The following is a 19,205-nucleotide window of genomic DNA, read 5'->3' on the forward strand; positions in this document are numbered from 1 at the left end:
CTAGGCAAAGCCTGTCAATACCGCGATCGCGGTATATTTGGCCCTTTTTTTAAGTTTTTTTGCCATGACGATAGAGCAAGCACAGCAATTAGTAGATAAATGGATCAACACCGTAGGGGTTAGGTATTTCAACGAGTTGACCAATATGGCCATCCTCACTGAAGAGGTAGGGGAGCTGGCCCGGCTCATCGCCCGCAAATACGGTGAGCAGTCCTTTAAGGAAAGCGACAAAAACAGAGACCTCGGCGACGAAATGGCCGATGTGCTTTGGGTGCTCATCTGCCTTGCCAACCAAACGGGTGTAGACCTCACCAAAGCCCTGGAGAAAAATCTTGAAAAAAAGAATATCCGGGATAAAGACAGGCATAAAGGGAATGAAAAGCTGAGGTGAAAAATTATTATGTCCGCAATCAATATTAAACATTTAGCCGAACTGCTCAAACTGTCACCTTCCACCGTTTCGAGAGCCTTGAATGATAGTTTTGAGATAAGTGATGGCACCAAAAAGCGTGTAAAAGCTTTGGCCAAGGAGCTAGGTTATCAACCTAACCCCTATGCTAGAAGTCTACGAGGTCAGAAAAGCACCACCATAGCCGTTATAATTCCTGAAAGAGTGAATAACTTTTTTGGGCAGGTGATCGAAGGGATAGAGGATGTTACTCAACCACACGGATACCATTTGCTGGTTTATAATTCCCAAGAGGACGTGGAAGTGGAAAAGACAATTGTGTCAAACTTGATCAATGGAAGAGTAGATGCAATTGTGATGTCTGTGACTAACCAAACCAGTAATTTTGACCACCTCAATAGGATCCACGCATCAGGGGTTCCACTAGTTTTTTTTGATAGAGTCTGTGCAGAAATTCCAACTACAAAATTTATTACCAACGACTACGAAAGTGCCTATTTAGGGACAAAACAGCTAATTGAAAGCGGGTGTAGTAAAATTGTATTTTTGGTTTTATCCAAAGAAGTATCTACGGGAAAAGAACGACTTAGAGGTTATTTGGACGCCTTAAAAGATGGAGGGTTGACTTTTGAGGAAAACTGGATTCTTACCTGTTCAGAAAAGGAGGATGAAAACATAGAAAGAATTTCGGAAGTTCTGGCTGAGGGATATTCAGGATTGGGGATATTGGCATCCATTGAAAAACTAGCTGTTTCGACTTATTATGCTGTTAGAAAAGTGGGGATTAAAATGCCTGATCAGGTTAAAGTAATAAGTTTTTCTAATATGAAATTTCCGGAAATTCTGGATCCCCCATTGAGTATTATATCGCAGCCAGCCTATGAAATAGGAAGTTCGTGTGCAAAAATATTAATGGACCATTTGTTAAGTGATAAACCCCAGACTTTGGAGGATAAAACCGTCACCCTTCCTTCCAAGCTATCTATACGCAAATCTTCCGGCAATTAAAGTGAAGGTAGCTGCTAAAGGCATAACAGCTACCTCCATGTTTTTAAATGGTGGGCTCCCAGCCCTTTTCATATTCTCTTGACCAGAGGGCCATTGCTTTAGGATTGTTTAAAATATGTCCATTGCTGGAGTCACATTCAAAGTTTTCGTTCACCCTTGAGGATATATTAGCTAGGTGACATAATAAGGAACTTTTAGCTCCTTCATCAATAGGGGAGGTTTGAGTTTCCTTGCCCCTAATCGCCTCAAAGAAGTTGACCACGTGACCAGTGCTTGTGCCTCCACCTCCACCTAATCCTACTCCACCTTCACTGCCCTGAGAAGATACTTCTTCAATTTGCTTTCCGCTTCTATCATGAAGTCTGTATTTTTCGCGATCCACAAAAACGGATCCCTCAGTACCATATATAATTGTACCTCTTCCTCCTCCGTATGTGTCATAATTGTTACGGCTCTTGCCGTCCCATTCGATTACCTTATTGCCTTCAAAGGTGAAGCTTGCTTTCATGGTGTCATACATGGTCCAGCCATCATCCGGAAAATGATATTTGCCTGAATTTACAGAGACTTGTGTAGGGAAGTCAGTCTGTAGCGCCCAGCGAGCTACATCAAGTTCATGCGTAGCATTGTTTCCGGTCTCGGCAGTGCCGTAATCCCATCCGTACCAGTGCCAGTTGTAATCCCATAAATTGTGATAGTACGGTTTTCTTGGAGCCGGACCTTGAAAAAGTTCCCAATCCAGCCCCTCTGGAGGACTGCTTTCTTTGGGTAGAGGGGTTTCTCCTCTTGCATTGTTGTAGAATGCTGTAGCTAAATATGGATCTCCGATGATTCCCTCATGAATTTTTTTGATAATTGATATCGTGTGGTCAGAGCTCCGTTGTTGGTTGCCCATCTGCACTACTTTGTTGTATTTTTTCTGATAATCCACCAATAGCTCACCCTCACGTGGGTTGTGGCTACATGGCTTTTCTACATACACATGCTTGCCGGCCTCCATGGATATCCATGTCCCCGGGGCATGCCAATGGTCGGGTGTGGCGTTTATCACAGCATCAAGATCCTTATCTTCCAACAGCTTGAAAAGGCTGTTCTCTAATTTAACATTGTAATCTAAATGTTTGGAAAAAACGCTTGCTGCATTCTCCCTACGAGATTCCATTACATCACATAGATAAAGCAGCTTAACGTTACTCTCTTCCCTGACGATAGGCTCAACAAATGCCCCCAACCGTCTTCCTAAGCCTATTATCGCTGTATTGAGGCGGTCATTGGCACCTAAGATATTACCATAACTTTTTGCCGAGAAACCCAAGGCACCCAAGGCGGAGATGCTAGCGGTAGCTAGCGTTGATTTTTTTATAAATTCTCTTCTTGATCGGTTTTTATTATCCATTGTTATTTGTTCTTGGGTATTGTTATTGAAGATCTTTAATTCGGATATTTTTGAAACTTACTTTATCCCCGTGATCCTGAAGCAAAATATGGCCTGCTTCAGCCTCTCCAAAATTCTCCCAATCTTTGTATTTACTTCCCGCTACCAATTCCCTGTATTCTTCGGAACCTCTATGATATTCCAGCACCTTGATGCCGTTAAGGAAATGCTCTACTTTGTTATTTGGATGGACTACCACTCTTCCACTATTCCATTCTCCGAGCGGCCTTACAAATCGGGGCTCCTTTTTCGCAGTAATAAGGTCATACAAAGACGCTAACGTACGGTTTCCGTCTTTACCCATCTTGGCATCTGGATGGTTTTTGTCATCCAGAATTTGATATTCCAAACCAATCGCCGAACCTCGGTTTCCTTCTGATAAGGTGACAAAATATTTCACGCCACTGTTGGCTCCTTCTGTAAGTTTGAAATCAAAAGAAAGATCAAATGCCTCAAACTTTTCCTTGGTGACAATGTCGCCAAAGTTGCTGGACTCCCCGCCATCGGCGGCTTCTATCCAGAGGACGCCGTCATCAATATGCCAGCCTTCTTTCGGAAAGTCATCCCTGTAAGCCCCAATCCAACCTTCAGATGTCTTGCCATCAAAAAGCAATTTCCAGCCATTGGCTTTCTCATGTTCGGTTAGGTTGTTTTTGGATAAGTTGGCTACAAAAACTTCCTCTTTAAACTCTTTGGGGTTTAAATTCTCAGTCTGGATTTTTACGTTTCTAAAATAGGTTTTATTCCCCTCGTCCTCTGGATTGTTAATGCTGTGCACCTGAAGTCCGATGTGACCCGAAGCATCCATATCGTCCACTACATAGGCGACCTCTGTTCCATTAATCCAAGACTTGATTTCATTGCCTATCACTTCAATCCTGTATTTATTCCACTCACCTATTTTAAATGCTTCCTTGGCTGAAGGGTTTAAGTCCAAGGGATAGATCCAGCCCCTTCTAGCTTCATCATAAAGCCCGCCTGACCATGCCCGGTCAGTAGGATCAGCCTCTATTTGGTAACCATACACTTTTCCTTGGCCATCATTGGCATTTTCGTCATATTGTCCACGAATCATGATACCGGAATTGCTGGACTGGTCTTCAATCTTGAGTTCTAACTCCAAAATGAAATCACTATATTCTTCTTCAGTTATTAGAAAGGTGTTTGGAGAATTTGCTTTTGCATAGCCGATTATTTCATCACCCTCAATTTCGAATTCAGCCTGCCCCATTACGCTTTTCCACCCCGTGAGGTCTTGGCCTTTAAACATTGGGGTAAGCTCATTTCCTTCTTGGGCAGGTTGTGAACAGGAGCTAATCAACATCGCTGAAATGCCCAAAGCTGCAGCCGTTTTTAAAAATTTCATATGTATTTAGATTAAGGGGGATTTATGTAAAGCTGGATAAGGGTTTGATGATAGGGTAAAATCTATCCATGAAGTAGATTGTACCAGGGTATAAGGAATATTTTGGGTATACATACAATTTATAATTGGTTCTAAGCTTAAGTACTAAATTTGAGGATGCAAAATCAAGTAAATCATAGGCTTTTTTTGCGGAAACGTTTTCGGAAAATTTGGTGATTATATTTTCGACTTATCCATTTTACCACTAAAATTTGTTTATGCTTAGAAAAAATAATAATAGGTCAGAATTTAGGGTTTGAGTCACCGCCTACATAAAAGCTTTTTATTCAAACAAAAAGTTTTTTACCTTGGATTTCTACAAGTAATCCAAAATTTAACTTTCCTGTTGTGAATAGAAGAGACTTTCTTAAATCTGGTGTTTTATTATCTGCTTCAAGTGTACTGACCTTCCCTTATCTTACAGGAGCCACTTTAGATGAGAAGCCCTATAACGTGGGGATTTTGGGATATGGAAACCGGGGATCCGGCCTTTATTCCATATTAGATGAGATGTCGGATAAATTTCATGTTTCAGACATTTGTGATAACCTCCCCTTCCGGTTAGATCAAGCTAAGAATCGAACTTCAGGGAAAGATATTCGATTCCATCATGATCTAAATTCCATGTTGGATCAAAAGGATTTGGATGCTGTATTTGTTGCTACCCCGCTTTCCTTTCATTTTGAGCATGCCAAAGCAGCTTTTGAGTCAGGAAAGCACATTTATCTAGAAAAAACCATGACTTTTTCTGTTGAGCAAGCTCAGGAGTTATGCAAAATCGCGGCAGAAAGACCCAACCAAATTCTTCAGGTCGGTCACCAGTTTAGGTATTCGCCGCTTTACTTCAAGGTCAAGGAAATGATTGATTCAGGGTATTTGGGCAAAATTACAGCAATCGATGCTCGATGGGATAGAAATCACGATTGGCGAAGATATGTTCATTCCCCAGAATTCGAAAGACAGATCAATTGGAGGATGTATAGGGAATACTCCGGGGGGCTGGCTGCTGAACTTTTGTCGCATCAGATGGACTTTATTCATTGGGCTTTTGATTGCGTTCCAAGCAGCATATATGGCATAGGAGGCATTGACAACTTTAAGGATGGAAGAGAAACCTTTGATAATATCCAGTTGGCCTTCAGGTATGAGGATGTCGGTATGGTAGGTAGCTTTGGGGCAACTTGTTCTAACAAGCAAGAAGGATACATTTTTAAAATTAAGGGATCCAAAGGGATGCTGTCCCTTTTGATGGACGACGGGATATTTTATCCTGAAGAAGAAGTAAGGGAGGAATTAGCGGAAGTTGACGGTGTTTCAGGTGCTACCAAACTGACCTGGACGGATAATAAGCAAGGTATAAAATTGACAGACAGGCCATTGAAGGAGGGAACCTATTATGCTGTCGAGGACTTTTACCGCTGTCTTCAAGAAAAGCGAATGCCATATTCAAATGCCTTCAATGGTGGTCAAACCGCCATTGCCGTGGCCTTGGCAAATGAGTCACTTCATACTGGGTCGGTGCAGCCCTGGCGGGAAGATTACAATTTAATAGATCATCCAACTGCCAAAAAATCAGTTGGATGATCTTATATGTATATCCGTAATTGCAGCAGTAAGAGGGTATAACTGCCCAGTTCTTGGTCTGATGCTAAAATACCCTTTCTTCGGTCTTCGGTCTTCCGTCCCAACTTATAGCAATCGAAAAAAAGAGAAATTGGCTGCCTGTCTTTACCGGGCAGGCTGGCATCATTGCGGATAAACATGTTTACTTATTTGCCAAAGTTGAAATACTCTTTGGCATTATGGTAGCAAATGTCAGAAACAATCTTTCCAAGCCATTTTTCGTCTTCGGGGAGTTCTCCATTTTCTAGGTCTTGGCCGATGAGATTGCACAATATCCTCCTGAAGTATTCATGCCGTGGGAAGGATAAAAAGCTTCGCGAATCTGTAAGCATACCCACAAAACAGCTAAGCAGCCCCATATTGGATAGGGAGTTGATCTGTTTTTCCATGCCGTCTTTCTGATCCAAAAACCACCATGCCGATCCGAACTGCACCTTTCCTTTGATAGAACCATCATTGAAATTCCCAGTCATGGCTGCAAAAACTTCATTGTCAGCGGGGTTAAGGTTGTAAAGAATGGTTTTCGATAATTGGTCCGTACTATCCAGATTATTCAGGAATGCTGCCAATGATTTTGCTTGGGAAAAGTCTCCTATAGAATCAAAGCCAGTGTCAGGCCCCAAATCGTTGAGCATGCGTTGATTGGTGTTTCTCAGTGCCCCAAGGTGAAACTGCTGGGTCCAGCCAAACGCATGGTAGATCTTGCACAATTCGCTAATGGTGAAAAACTTAAAGTATTCTATCTCTTTTAGCGTAAGTGTGTCACCACTTTTGAGCCTTTTAAATAGACCCTCGATATCAAAAGTGCCGATTGGGAAATAGAAAAGTTTTTCTAATCCATGGTCAGCAAGCCTACATCCATGTTGGTGGAAATACTCAATTCTTGACTTTAATGCGGAGAGAAGATCTGCATAGGAGGTGATAGAAACTCCACTGACATGGGATAAGCTATCAAGATAGGGAAGATAATTGCTTGGATTTTCTGCTTCATAGGCTTTATCTGGCCTGAAAGTAGGATATAAGTTGGTTGCTGAAGGGCCATCCATTGATAATTGGTGAAACTCAAGGTTGTCCAATGGATCGTCTGTAGTACATACCACCTCCACGTTCATTTTCGAAAGTAAACTTTTTGTTGAAAATTCCGCTGATTGTAGCAAGGTATTACTTTCTCGATAAATTTCCGGGCTGGAAGAAGGGGTTAGGACTTGGTCAATTCCAAAATACCTTTTCAATTCCAGGTGGGTCCAATGAAATAATGGGTTGCGAAGCGTGTAAGGGACAGTGTGGGCCCATTTGGCAAATTTTTCCTCGTCGCTTGCATTCCCTGTAATAAAACTCTCATCTACGCCCAGAGTTCTCATCGCCCTCCACTTGTAGTGATCGCCGGCAAGCCATGCATCGGTTAGGTTGTTAAACCTGTGATCTTTTGCAATGGCTTCGGGCGACAAGTGATTGTGATAATCAATGATAGGAAGATTACTTGCATATTCGTGGTAGAGAATTCTAGCGAATTTACTCTTTAATAGAAAATCGTCAGTTATAAAGGGCTTCAAGTTCAGTTTGGTTAGGTTAATTCACGATTAGCATTGTGAAACCCTGTTTCTAAATCTCACAATTTCCGCTAAAGACGTGACGGTTAGGTTTGTAGTGTTTTTTTATAAGCTATTACTTTTCCTATTTAATCATAACAAAGAATTATATGATCTAGGATGTAATTTTGGGTCAAAAAAATTCGAAATTTGAGTTGTACTCATACGAATTTGAACTGCAATATACCGTAGGTAGGTAACAATTCAAATTAGAGTGTGGTAATTCTCCCATCTGGGTTTCTTATAAGCGTGAAATCAGGGATATTCCATTTTCAAATAGCCTACTAAATCTCAAAGATACCCTGTGTTTTCGGAAGTATGATTTCAACTTAATATGCTAATTGAAGTTAAGTTAATATTCTAGAAATTAAATTGTAATAAAAAGTTAAAATATATGAAAGGTAAATATCGAGGTTTTATTTTTGATTTGAACGGGACGATTATTGATGACATGGTGTATCACACCGATGCGTGGTTTGATATATTGGTTTCTGATTTAGGGGCGAAATTGTCCTATGAGAATGTCAAATCGGAGATGTATGGAAAAAATTCAGAGTTGCTAAAAAGGGTTTTTGGTGATGATTATTTTGATGAAAAGACCATAGAGGAGCTTTCGATTAATAAAGAAAAGAAGTATCAGAAGCTTTATAAACCCAATTTAAAATTAATATCAGGATTTGAAGAATTTATAGACAGAGCTTCGGGCAAGGCTATAGGGATGGCCATCGGGTCGGCTGCCATCATGTTCAACATAGATTTTGTCATCGATAATTTGAATATCAGAAAGTATTTCCAAGCGCTGGTCAGTGCTGACGATGTGGATAAAAGCAAGCCCGACCCGGAGACCTTCCTGAAAGCAGCTGAACAATTGAAGGTTGAGCCTTCCAGCTGCCTAGTTTTTGAAGACGCTCCCAAAGGGGTGGAAGCAGCCTTGAATGCTGGGATGGATGTGGTTGTGCTGACGACCATGCATGATAAACATGAATTCAGCAATTTTGATAATATAGTGGGCTTTATTGAGGATTATGAAGACCCCCTTCTTGAAAAGATAATCGGGAAGGGATAAAAAAATTGGACCTAAAGAAAAGTCTTTAGGTCCATTTAATCATTTGTCATTATGGTGGTAGTAAATGTCGCTCCATTTAAGTTCATTTTTTAACTGTCTGAGATTGGTGGCCCCATCAATGTTTACAGCCTCTATGCCGGCCATTTCAGCAAAGTCATTAAGAACTTCGGAAGATAGGTTTTGGCTAAAGCAAGTATGATGAGCCCCTCCGGCTAATATCCATGCAGTGCAGCCGGTCTTCATATCGGGGAGAGGTTTCCACATCACTCTGGCCACAGGAAGTTTTGGCAAGTCGTGTAGTGGTTCTACGGCTTCTACTTCGTTGATAATCATTCTAAATCTATTGCCCATATCCACCATAGATACATTCAGTCCCAATCCGGCTTTTACATTGAACACTAGTCTGACCGGGTCTTCTTTTCCCCCGATCCCCAAAGGATGTACCTCGCAGGATGGTTTATTTGTTGCCAAGCATTCATCTACTTCCAGCATGTGGGAGCCCAATACTAAGTTGTTGTTGGGTGAAAAATGGTAGGTGTAATCTTCCATAAAAGCGTTGCCGCCAGCCAATCCGCTTCCCATTACTTTCATTGCCCTTACGATTGCCGTGGTTTTCCAGTCTCCTTCTCCTGCATACCCATAGCCCTTGTTCATCAATCTCTGAACGGCAATGCCGGGTAGTTGGGCCATGCCGTGAAGGTCTTCAAATGTATTTGTAAACCCTTTATAGTCTCCCTCTTTTAGAAATTGCTCCAGACCAAGCTCAATTCTAGCAGCTTCAATCAAGGAGGATCGCATTTTTCCATCGGACTTAAGGTTGTCTGCCAGATTATAAGAATTTTCATATTCTTGGATTAAGGCATCAACCTTTTCGTCGCTGATATTATTGATTTTCTCCACTAAGTCGCCAACAGCAAACGAGTTGACTGAAAACCCGAATTTTATTTCAGCTTCAACTTTATCACCCTCAGTTACGGCTACATTTCTCATGTTGTCGCCAAATCTCACAAATTTTGCCCCTTGCCAGTCTTTCCACCCACTGGCTGCTCTCGCCCAAGCATCTATTTGCTCGTGAACCATGACGTCTTCCCAATGGCCCACCACTACCTTTCTCTTGATTTTCATTCTGGAGGTAATGAAGCCGAACTCCCTATCTCCATGGGCGCTTTGATTCAGGTTCATAAAATCCATATCAATTGAATCCCAGGGAATCTCTCTGTTATATTGGGTGTGCAGGTGCAATAGAGGCTTTTGTAAGATCTTCAAGCCATTGATCCACATTTTGGCTGGCGAAAAAGTATGCATCCAAGTGATGATTCCAATGCAATTTGTGGCCGAATTTGCCTCTTGGATTACATTATAAATCTCCTCGGCCGTTTTTACTATAGGCTTAAAGACTGTGCTTACAGAAACTTTTGATGAATTATTCAATGCCTTGGCGATGGTTCCTGCGTGCTGTGACACTTTTTCCAATACATCATCCCCATATAGATGTTGGCTTCCTGTTATAAACCAAATCTCGTTTTGCTTAAGTGTTTTCATATTATTTCGATTTAAATAAGTCTTTTTTGTTAGTGGAATTATTAATGGCTGTGGACCGAGATGAAAAGAACTTTGGCTAGTTTTTGGGTAGGAAATTATGGATTCTTTGAAAGTTCTTTTTGTAGGTTTCCCTGTTCAGTCTAAAATAGAAGGCCCCGCGCTTTGATGAGGATTTGTCTTTCTCGTTCTCTTTGATAAGCAAATCAGAGGATAAGATTTTCCTGCTGAAGTTTCTTTTATCGATCTCAGTTGCAAAAAGTCCCTCATACATGGTAATCAGCTGTGGGATGGTGAATTTATCAGGAAGCAATTCAAACAGAACAGGGTGTAGTGTAGCCTTGTATCTTAGTTTCATTAAAGCCATATCGATCATTTCCTCATGATCGAAAATCAGTTTGGGGAGCTGATTTATAGGGAACCAGCGAGCGTGAAAGTCGTTATTTATCTGCTGCTCGTATTGTTGAATGTCAATTAAGGCCATATAAGTGACCGCTATCACTCTTTCAATGGGGTCCCGGTTAGGTTTTCCAAAAGAATGAAGCTGTTCAAGGTAGACATTTTTCAATCCAGTCAATTGGTCCAAAATCCTTGAAGCAGCATCATCCAGCGATTCGTTTTTTTGAACAAACCCACCCATCAAGCTCCATTTTTCCTTTTCGGGTGCAAATCCTCTTTGGATTAGTAAGATTTTGTATTCATTTCCATCAAATCCTATAATTATGCTGTCCACAGCAACCAGCATCCGCTCCTGATTAGAGTACTTCATTCTGTTTCGAGGCTTAAGGTTTTTTCAATCATATGATTAATAAAGTGCAAAGTAACACTTAATTGTTAAAAACAAACCCTTGTTCTTGTGGGAGTTTTATATTTAGTGTAAAAAATACATTTATTGTTTGGATGCTTGAATATTTACTCCAATATTAGCAATGAGGAATGCTGAAAGATTAAATATCGAAAGCTCGACCATAGACATTAAATACAATGGATGAAAAAGAAAAATATGTAATTGGGGTTGATTTTGGTTCGGATTCCGTTCGTGCTGTGCTCATCAATAGTGCAGACGGGAGCTGTATTGCCAGTGACGTGTTTTACTATCCACAATGGAGTAAAGGACTCTATTGTGATGAGCATAAGAACCAATTTCGCCAACATCCCAAGGACCACTTGGAAGGGCTGGAAGCAACGATCAAAAACGTTATCCAAAACTCCCAAATTGATTCTACCCTTATTAAAGGGATTTGTGTCGATACTACTGGGTCATCACCCATGCCCGTGGATGAGTTTGGACAATCCTTGGCTTTTTCAGAAGTGTTTCAGCATAATCCCAATGCGATGATGGTGTTGTGGAAGGATCACACCTCTATTAACGAAGCCCAAGAGATTAATGAGCTTGCTAGAGGTTGGGGAGGTGATGATTATACCCAATACGTAGGGGGGATATATTCTTCCGAATGGTTTTGGGCCAAAATCCTTAATATTATCAGGAAAGATGAGGCTGTCAAAGAAAAAGCATTTTCTTGGATGGAGCATTGTGATTATATCACTGGCCAATTGATTGGCATCACCTCTCCAAATGAGTTGAAAAGAAGTCGGTGTGCTGCAGGTCATAAAGCCATGTGGCATGAGAGCTGGGGTGGTCTTCCTTCCTCTTCATTTCTTGCCCAATTAGATCCCTATTTGTCAGATTTGCGTGGCCGCCTTTACGAGGATACCTATACTTCAGATGAAGTAGCAGGAACCCTTTCAGAAGATTGGGCCGCCAGATTAGGCCTGACCACCGATGTGGTAGTAGCTGTAGGTACATTTGATGCGCATGCAGGGGCAATAGGGGGGGAGGTTGAAGAAAACACCTTGGTAAAAGTAATGGGTACTTCCACCTGTGATATCATGATCAGTTCTAAAGAGCAGCTGGGAAATACTTTAGTAAAGGGCATTTGCGGTCAGGTAGATGGATCTGTAATTCCAGGGTTCCATGGGCTGGAGGCAGGTCAAAGTGGATTTGGCGATGTGTTGGCCTGGTTTAAAAATCTTTTATTAAGACCAGTCAGCTCGTTGATAGACCAAAGTCAGATTTTGGATATTGCTGAAAAAGAAAAACTCAAAACCGAACTTAGTAAAAAGCTGCTAAAGCAGCTATCTGAAGATGCAATCAAGATACCTCCCCAAGATTCCAAGATTGTAGCCTTGGATTGGATCAATGGAAGAAGAACCCCAGACGCCAACCAACTTTTGAAAGGTGCTCTTCAAGGACTGGAAATGGGCAGTGATGCTGCTCGTGTATTCAAGTCCCTAGTAGAAAGCATTTGCTTTGGCTCCAAAAAAATTGTAGAGAGATTTCGTAGCGAAGGGGTTCGGATTGATGCTGTCATCGGCATGGGGGGAGTAGCAAAGCAAAGCGACTTTGTGATGCAGACTCTCGCGGATATTCTGGAAATGCCCATTAAAATTGCCCAATCGGATCAAGCACCTGCCTTAGGAGCGGCCATGTATGCTGCTGTAGCGGCCGAGATCTATCCTGATACACAAACTGCCATTAAATCCATGACGAATGGCTTTGATAAAATTTATCATCCAAAAGAAGAAAATGCTTTAGTTTACCGGAGTCTGTACAAGGCTTATGAAGAACTTGGAGCGTTCGTTGAAAATCAAACCATAAACAAATTCACAACTGTAAATGAGTCAATATAAAGAGTTAAAAAGATCTTGTTACGAGGCAAATATGAAGTTGCCTCAGTTGGATCTGGTTATCTATACGTTTGGCAACGTAAGTGAGGTAGATCGGGATAAGGGTGTATTTGCCATTAAGCCAAGTGGGGTGCCTTATGAATTGCTCAAAGTGGATGATATCGTGATTTGTGATTTTGAGGATAATATTGTGGAGGGGGTAAAAAGGCCCTCTTCAGATACCAAAACCCATGGGTACCTTTATAAGAACTGGAAAGATATAGGAGGGATAGCACATACCCACTCCACCTATGCCGTAAGTTGGGCTCAGGCTCAGCGGGACGTGCCCAATTTTGGAACTACCCATGCGGACCACCTGACTGCCGATATTCCTTGTGCTCCGCCCATGGCTGATCACCTGATTGAACAGGATTATGAGTACATGACGGGTAAGCAGATTTTGGATTGTTTTGAAGAAAAAGGTCTGTCCCATCAGGAAGTTCAGATGATCCTTATAGGCAATCATGGCCCGTTTACTTGGGGGAAAGATGCAGAGAAGGCAGTCTACAATAGCAAAATACTGGAAGAACTGGCCAAGATGGCTTATATCACCCTTCAGATCAATCCTCAAGCGGAAAGATTAAAAAACTCATTGATTAAAAAGCATTATGAAAGAAAGCATGGTGCAAATTCCTATTACGGTCAAGTATAAAAAATATGCTAAAAAGGTCGACACTGGTCAGGTTTGTTTTCCCTCTTTTAATAGGGTTGGTTGCCTCATGTACCAACCCAAATACATACAACTCTAAATTGAAAATTTTGACAAAAAACAGCGGAAAAACTATTTCTGGTAAAGAAATTCAAATTTTTGAATTGGAAAATAAGAGTGGTACTCAGGTGAGTATAAGTAATTTCGGAGGAGTGATTACCAATCTGAAAGTAGCAGATAGGGATGGTCAATTTGAGGATATAGTGTTGGGGTTTGATGATATATCGGAGTATCCTGATAATGGTTATTTCTTTGGCGCCACTATAGGGAGATATGCAAATAGAATTGCCGGAGGTAAATTTTCATTAGATGAAAAACAATTTCAGCTTACTAAAAATGACTCCGATAACCACCTTCATGGAGGGGTGCTAGGATATGATGAAGTGGTTTGGGAAGCAGAACCTTTTGAGGAGGATGACAAGGTTGGGGTAAAACTCACTTATGTAAGTCAAGATGGAGAAGAGGGGTACCCTGGTACAGTCCAAAATTCAGCGGTTTTTACTCTAAATAATGACAATGTATTAACTATAAATTTTGAGGCCACCACTGATGAAAGCACTATCATTAACATGACTCACCATGGCTACTTCAATTTAAGCGGGATGCAGGAGAATGTGTTGGACCACACCTTGAAAATATTTGGAGAAAAGTACACTCCGGTCAATCGTGAGCTGATCCCAACTGGCGAACTTAGATCAGTAAAGGATACCCCCTTCGATTTTCGGGAAGAAAAACAGATCGGTGTGGATATTCAACAAGTAGAGGGTGGATATGATCATAATTTTGTGATCAAAGAAGGAAATAGTAGGGAGTTGAAGCTTCAGGCGGAACTGCATCATGAGGGATCAGGTAGATTTTTAGCCTTGTATTCAGATGCGCCCGGGCTACAGTTTTATTCGGGGAATTTTCTCGACGGTGTGAAAGGAAAAAGTGGGAAGAATTATGATAAACATATGGGGCTCTGCTTGGAGCCTCAAGCATTTCCTGATTCACCCAACCAACCCAATTTTCCCTCGGTTAGGCTGGATAAAGGCCAAACCTATCAACATACCATTGAATACCATTTTAAAATAAAATGAGTTTCAACTTAGGATGAGCTCGGAAAAACGTTTTGACTTTAACATTTAAGCATATGCCTAACAAGGTTGTCACATTGGGAGAGGTATTAATGAGATTAAGCACCCCGTCCCATAAAAGGTTTTCGCAGACAGATCAATTTACTCTTGATTTTGGCGGAGCTGAGGCGAATGTGGCTGTTTCTTTGGCTCAATGGGGCATTGCAACTACGCATGTCACCGCCCTTCCTGAAAATGATTTGGGCAAGGCCGCTATTTCGTTTTTACGGGAGCACAACGTGAATACTGACCAGATATATTTTGCTCCGGGTAGGATGGGTTTGTATTTCTTTGAAAACGGCACCATGCAAAGATCCTCCAGGATTATTTATGATCGTTTTGATTCCGTTTTTAGCGATTTTAGTGGGGATGAGATTGATTGGGGTCAGGTATTTGATGGAGCAGATTGTTTTCATTGGACGGGGATTACTCCGGCCCTTTCAGCAAATGCCGCAAAGCTTACCCTGACGGCCTTGCAGGCAGCATCCCAAAAAGGGCTACTGATCAGTGGGGATATTAATTACAGGAGAAATCTGTGGAATTACGGAAAAAACCCGCTGGACATCATGCCAGAATTAATTAGCTATACCAATGTAATAGTGGCAGGGATTACTGATTTAAATAATTGCTTGGGAATAGAGGAAGAATCGGATTATGAAAAGGCCTGTGCCCATGCTCTGAGTAATAATTCTAGTATTAAGCTGATCACCAGCACTGAAAGAAACAGCATCTCAGCCTCTCATAATCAACTGAAAGGAATGCTCTATGATGGCCGGAATATGCACATTTCCAAAAGTTATGATATCACTCATATCGTCGATAGGATTGGTGGTGGGGATGCCTATATTGCGGGTTTGCTATATGGTCTACTAAACTTTACAAAAATAGAAGCCTTGGAATTTGCGACAGCAGCCTCAGTCTTAAAACACTCGATATCAGGGGATGTAAATCTAGCTAGTCTGGAAGAAGTTGAGGCTTTGGTTAGAGGAGAGAATGTGGGTAAGCTTTTGAGGTAGAATTTACCGAAGTGGAATATTAATTGGGATTTTGAAACATTGATTTCATGAGTGAAAAAAGCAAAGAAGTATTAAATAAAATGGAAGACTCGGGCTTGGTTCCTGTATTTAACCATCCGGATAGCCAAGTATCTAAAAAAGTGCTGGACGCTGCTTATGCTTCTGGAATTCGTGTTTTTGAATTTACAAATAGAGAATCAAATGCGCTGGAAGTGTTTGAGGATCTGGCAAAACATGCTGCTCAATATGAAGGATTTCATTTAGGGATTGGCACCATATTTACCTCATCTGAGGCACGACGGTTTATGGATGTTGGCGCTGACTTTATCGTATCTCCTGCATTTATTCCAGAGGTAATCCAAACGTGTCAAGACCAAAATGTATTGGCCATTCCAGGTTGCGCAACTGTGACGGAGGTATTTCATGCCAAAAAGAGTGGGGCCCATTTAATCAAAGCCTTTCCTGGGAATCTGCTTGGTCCAGCTTTTATAAAAGCAGTCTTATCCGTAATTCCAGATGTTATAATTATGCCCACGGGAGGAGTAGAGCCAACTTTTGATAATTTAAAAGGGTGGTTTGATGCCGGAGTCCATTGTGTAGGTATGGGATCTCAATTATTTGATAAGAAAGTAATTCAAGCCCAGGATTACGAAGCACTTCAACAGTCTATTTTGAAAGCGCTTCAACTCGTAGAAAAAGTAAAAGCTTGAGAAAATAAACCCCGCACACCCCATCTAATTATGAACAGGCCCAACCTTCTAATTTTCTTTCTAACTCTCTTATTGTTTGTAGGCTGCGGTCAGCAACAAGATGTAAGGGTGATTAAATTGGGCCATGGATTAGGTGTCTCACACCCGGTACATGAGGCTTTGATCTACCTTTCTCAATTGACAGAGGAAAAATCGGAAGGCAAACTTCAAATCAAGGTATATCCAAACCAACAACTCGGGACTGAAAGGGAGCTAATGGAATTGCTCCAAATCGGAAGTCTCGGCATGACAAAAGTAAGTAGCGCAGTAATGGAAGGGTTTGCGCCAAAGCTTCAGGTATTTAGTCTGCCTTACCTGTTTAAAGATGATGAGCATCAAGACCGGATATTGAATGGGCCCATTGGGAAAAAGTTATTGCTGGAAAGTGAAGATTATTGGCTCAGAGGGCTAACCTATTATGATGCGGGAAAAAGGAGCTTTTATACGAAAGATGCACCAATTGAGCATCCTGATAACCTGAAAGGTTTAAAAATACGAGTAATGGAAAGCAATATGGCTTCCAATATGGTGAAGGCTTTTGGAGGGTCGCCCACCCCAGTTTCCTATGGAGAACTCTATACCGCATTGCAACAGGGGATAGTGGATGGGGCAGAAAATAATCCTCCAAGTCTTTATACTTCCCGGCATTATGAGGTTTGCAAATACTACGCGATCAATGAACACGTAGCTTTGCCGGATATATTAGTTATTAGTACAAAGGTTTGGAACACCCTTTCATATCAGGAAAAAGTGTGGCTACAGGAGGCTGCGGATGAATCGGCAGTGTATCAGCAAAAAATATGGCAAGAAGCTGAAATTTTTGCTTTGGAAGAAATGGAAAAAGCAGGAGTTAAAATCACTTATCCTGATCAGGGAGATTTTAGATCAGCCGTAGAATTGATGTTTGAATCATTGAAGGAAAATAAACCCGAAATCTATACGCTGTATCAAGAAATTCAGCAGAGCATGTAGCAAAGGGTATGCGCAATTGCTGATCAGGGTTTTCTAATTAATAGAAGTATAAAGTATGTTTTCACCGAAAATTGTCGCCATTCTGGATAAATGGTTAGCAAGAACATTGGTTTTGCTGATGAGTCTGATGGTTTTGAATGTGACGTGGCAGGTTATGTCCAGATACATTTTTCAAAACCCAAGTGCTTTTACGGATGAGCTTTCACGTTATATGTTGATATGGCTGGGGATGTTGGGCGCAGCCTATGTGGCGGGACAAAACAAACATTTGGCCATTGATATTTTGCCACAATCTTTGAAAGGGAAGCAAAAAATCTATTTACAAGTTATCATTAACTTTTTCATTCTAGTTTTTGCCATTGCGGTCATGATAGGGGGAGGGGCAAATCTTGTCTATATTACTTTCGTCTTAGAGCAAAAATCAGCCACCCTGCAGTTGCCACTAGCCTTGATTTACAGTATGATTCCTTTTAGTGGGCTATTGGTGGTATATTATCAATTGGCACAAATCACCTCTTCTCTCCATACTTTAAAAAAACGCACCTAATGGAATTCATTAGTATATTAATATTGGTAATTACTTTTTTAATCTTCATCGGCATTGGGGTGCCAGTTGCCTGGAGTTTGGGGCTTTCCAGCTTTTTAACCTTGCTTATGTCGGTGGCCGCCGGTGCGTCTGTTACCACCATTGCGCAAAGAATGGGCACAGGCCTGGATAGTTTTTCATTGCTTGCCATTCCCTTTTTTGTGTTGGCAGGGGAGATAATGAATAGGGGAGGGATAGCCCATAGACTTATTGAGCTAGCAAAATCAATTACAGGGAGATTGCCAGGAGGGCTCCTGTATGTCAATGTGATTGCCGCCATGCTTTTTGGGGCCATTGCTGGATCTGCCGCTGCTGCTGCCTCAGCGATAGGGGGGATTTTGGGGAAAAGAATGGAAAAAGAGGGGTATCCTAAAGAACTTGGAGCTTCGGTTAATATTACCTCTTCCACTACAGGACTGATCATACCGCCTTCAAATATTTTAATTGTATATTCTCTAGCCTCTGGGGGCGTTTCTATCGCCGCCTTGTTTATAGCAGGATATCTACCGGGTTTGTTTATCGGCTTTTTGCTGATGCTGACCGCTGCCATTTTTGTGAAAAAGAAAAAACTCCCTGAGGGGGAAAGTACAACTTTCAAACAGTTGGGGCTGAATTTTGTAAAAGCCTTTCCAAGTTTGATGCTACTAGTAGTAGTGATTGGCGGGATTGTAGGTGGTATTTTTACCGCTACGGAAGCTTCAGCTATAGCGGTAATCTATACACTGGTACTTTCATTTTATTATGGGGAGTTAAGGTTAAAAGAATTGCCATCTGTACTTTTGAAGTCTTCCGAAACCACAGCGATTGTGATGCTATTGATCTCGACTTCTATGAGTATGTCTTGGGTGATGTCAAGTGAGGATATTCCTCAAGCCATTAGTAATTCCCTTCTTTCATTAAGCGACAATATTTTTGTAATTCTTATCATTATTAACCTCATCTTGCTATTTGTAGGTGTATTCATGGACATGACGCCTGCTGTGCTGATATTTACCCCTATTTTCTTACCCGTGGTGATGGAGTTGGGGGTGGACCCTATTCATTTTGGTATCATCATGATTCTTAATCTTTGCATAGGTCTGTGTACCCCACCCGTAGGCTCTGTTTTGTTTATTGGCGTGGGTGTTGCTCAGATAAGTATTAAAAATGTTGTTAAACCACTATTGCCGTTTTTTCTTGCAATGGTAATAGGACTTGTAATTATTACACTTTGGCCTGGCTTGACCCTTTGGTTGCCAAGTGTATTTGGACTTTAAA

General features: G+C 41.3%; 17 protein-coding genes. 12 read left to right on the top strand and 5 right to left on the bottom strand.

Going from position 1 to position 19,205, the window contains the following annotated elements; genetic code table 11:
- Positions 1-64 precede the first annotated feature (64 nt).
- Together KI659_RS01975 and KI659_RS01980 are read left to right on the top strand one after the other, a co-directional pair.
- On the top strand, positions 65-391 hold the full coding sequence (locus tag KI659_RS01975; RefSeq protein ID WP_213943657.1) for a nucleotide pyrophosphohydrolase: 327 nt from the start codon (positions 65-67) through the stop codon (positions 389-391).
- A 9-nt stretch (positions 392-400) separates the two neighbouring features.
- The gene (locus KI659_RS01980) at positions 401-1,417 is read left to right on the top strand and encodes a LacI family DNA-binding transcriptional regulator (protein ID WP_213943658.1); all 1,017 of its coding nucleotides are present in this window, start codon (positions 401-403) and stop codon (positions 1,415-1,417) included.
- A 43-nt stretch (positions 1,418-1,460) separates the two neighbouring features.
- On the opposite strand, the gene KI659_RS01985 is transcribed toward KI659_RS01980, so the two are convergent.
- Together KI659_RS01985 and KI659_RS01990 are read right to left on the bottom strand one after the other, a co-directional pair.
- Entirely contained in the window at positions 1,461-2,813 is a 1,353-nt protein-coding gene (locus KI659_RS01985) for a Gfo/Idh/MocA family protein (RefSeq protein ID WP_213943659.1), read from the bottom strand.
- A 22-nt stretch (positions 2,814-2,835) separates the two neighbouring features.
- Positions 2,836-4,218, bottom strand: a complete 1,383-nt coding sequence (locus KI659_RS01990; RefSeq protein ID WP_213943660.1) for a 3-keto-disaccharide hydrolase — start codon at positions 4,216-4,218, stop codon at positions 2,836-2,838.
- 387 nt (positions 4,219-4,605) lie between these two features.
- Between KI659_RS01990 and KI659_RS01995 the strand changes: the two genes are divergently transcribed.
- Positions 4,606-5,841 (top strand): Gfo/Idh/MocA family protein, encoded by a 1,236-nt coding sequence (locus KI659_RS01995; RefSeq protein ID WP_213943661.1) that lies wholly within the window; start codon positions 4,606-4,608, stop codon positions 5,839-5,841.
- 185 nt (positions 5,842-6,026) lie between these two features.
- On the opposite strand, the gene uxaC is transcribed toward KI659_RS01995, so the two are convergent.
- Positions 6,027-7,433, bottom strand: a complete 1,407-nt coding sequence (gene uxaC, locus KI659_RS02000) for a glucuronate isomerase (protein ID WP_246535256.1) — start codon at positions 7,431-7,433, stop codon at positions 6,027-6,029.
- 430 nt (positions 7,434-7,863) lie between these two features.
- Here uxaC and KI659_RS02005 point away from each other — a divergent pair, with 430 nt between their 5' ends.
- A complete protein-coding gene (locus tag KI659_RS02005) occupies positions 7,864-8,535 on the top strand; it encodes an HAD family hydrolase (protein WP_213943662.1) in 672 nt (223 codons plus the stop codon).
- 39 nt (positions 8,536-8,574) lie between these two features.
- Here the strand turns inward: KI659_RS02005 and araA are convergent, their stop codons facing one another.
- The gene (gene araA, locus KI659_RS02010) at positions 8,575-10,077 is read right to left on the bottom strand and encodes an L-arabinose isomerase (protein WP_213943663.1); all 1,503 of its coding nucleotides are present in this window, start codon (positions 10,075-10,077) and stop codon (positions 8,575-8,577) included.
- A 76-nt stretch (positions 10,078-10,153) separates the two neighbouring features.
- A complete protein-coding gene (locus tag KI659_RS02015) occupies positions 10,154-10,843 on the bottom strand; it encodes an NUDIX hydrolase (RefSeq protein ID WP_213943664.1) in 690 nt (229 codons plus the stop codon).
- Positions 10,844-11,058: 215 nt separating this feature from the next.
- On the opposite strand from KI659_RS02015, the gene KI659_RS02020 reads away from it, so the two are divergent.
- Genes KI659_RS02020 through KI659_RS02055 form a run of 8 tightly spaced genes read left to right on the top strand, consistent with a single transcriptional unit; the run spans position 11,059 to position 19,204 of the window.
- Complete coding sequence (locus KI659_RS02020; protein WP_213943665.1) at positions 11,059-12,765, top strand: ribulokinase; 1,707 nt, start codon at positions 11,059-11,061, stop codon at positions 12,763-12,765.
- On the top strand, positions 12,752-13,453 hold the full coding sequence (locus KI659_RS02025) for an L-ribulose-5-phosphate 4-epimerase (protein ID WP_213943666.1): 702 nt from the start codon (positions 12,752-12,754) through the stop codon (positions 13,451-13,453). The genes KI659_RS02020 and KI659_RS02025 overlap by 14 nt, the downstream gene beginning before the upstream one ends.
- Before the next feature lie 5 nt (positions 13,454-13,458).
- Positions 13,459-14,589: an aldose epimerase family protein gene (locus KI659_RS02030; protein WP_213943667.1), complete on the top strand. Its 1,131-nt coding sequence runs from the start codon at positions 13,459-13,461 to the stop codon at positions 14,587-14,589.
- 53 nt (positions 14,590-14,642) lie between these two features.
- Positions 14,643-15,641, top strand: coding sequence for a sugar kinase (locus KI659_RS02035; RefSeq protein ID WP_213943668.1), 999 nt, complete (start codon positions 14,643-14,645; stop codon positions 15,639-15,641).
- 47 nt (positions 15,642-15,688) lie between these two features.
- The gene (locus KI659_RS02040) at positions 15,689-16,351 is read left to right on the top strand and encodes a beta/alpha barrel domain-containing protein (protein WP_213943669.1); all 663 of its coding nucleotides are present in this window, start codon (positions 15,689-15,691) and stop codon (positions 16,349-16,351) included.
- Between the two features lie 30 nt (positions 16,352-16,381).
- Complete coding sequence (locus tag KI659_RS02045) at positions 16,382-17,362, top strand: TRAP transporter substrate-binding protein (RefSeq protein ID WP_213943670.1); 981 nt, start codon at positions 16,382-16,384, stop codon at positions 17,360-17,362.
- A 55-nt stretch (positions 17,363-17,417) separates the two neighbouring features.
- Positions 17,418-17,909, top strand: coding sequence for a TRAP transporter small permease (locus tag KI659_RS02050; protein ID WP_213943671.1), 492 nt, complete (start codon positions 17,418-17,420; stop codon positions 17,907-17,909).
- Positions 17,909-19,204 (top strand): TRAP transporter large permease, encoded by a 1,296-nt coding sequence (locus tag KI659_RS02055; protein WP_213943672.1) that lies wholly within the window; start codon positions 17,909-17,911, stop codon positions 19,202-19,204. The genes KI659_RS02050 and KI659_RS02055 overlap by 1 nt, the downstream gene beginning before the upstream one ends.
- Position 19,205: the final 1 nt, after the last annotated feature.

The sequence above is a fragment of the Litoribacter ruber genome (assembly GCF_018449405.1).
GTDB lineage: Bacteria > Bacteroidota > Bacteroidia > Cytophagales > Cyclobacteriaceae > Litoribacter > Litoribacter ruber.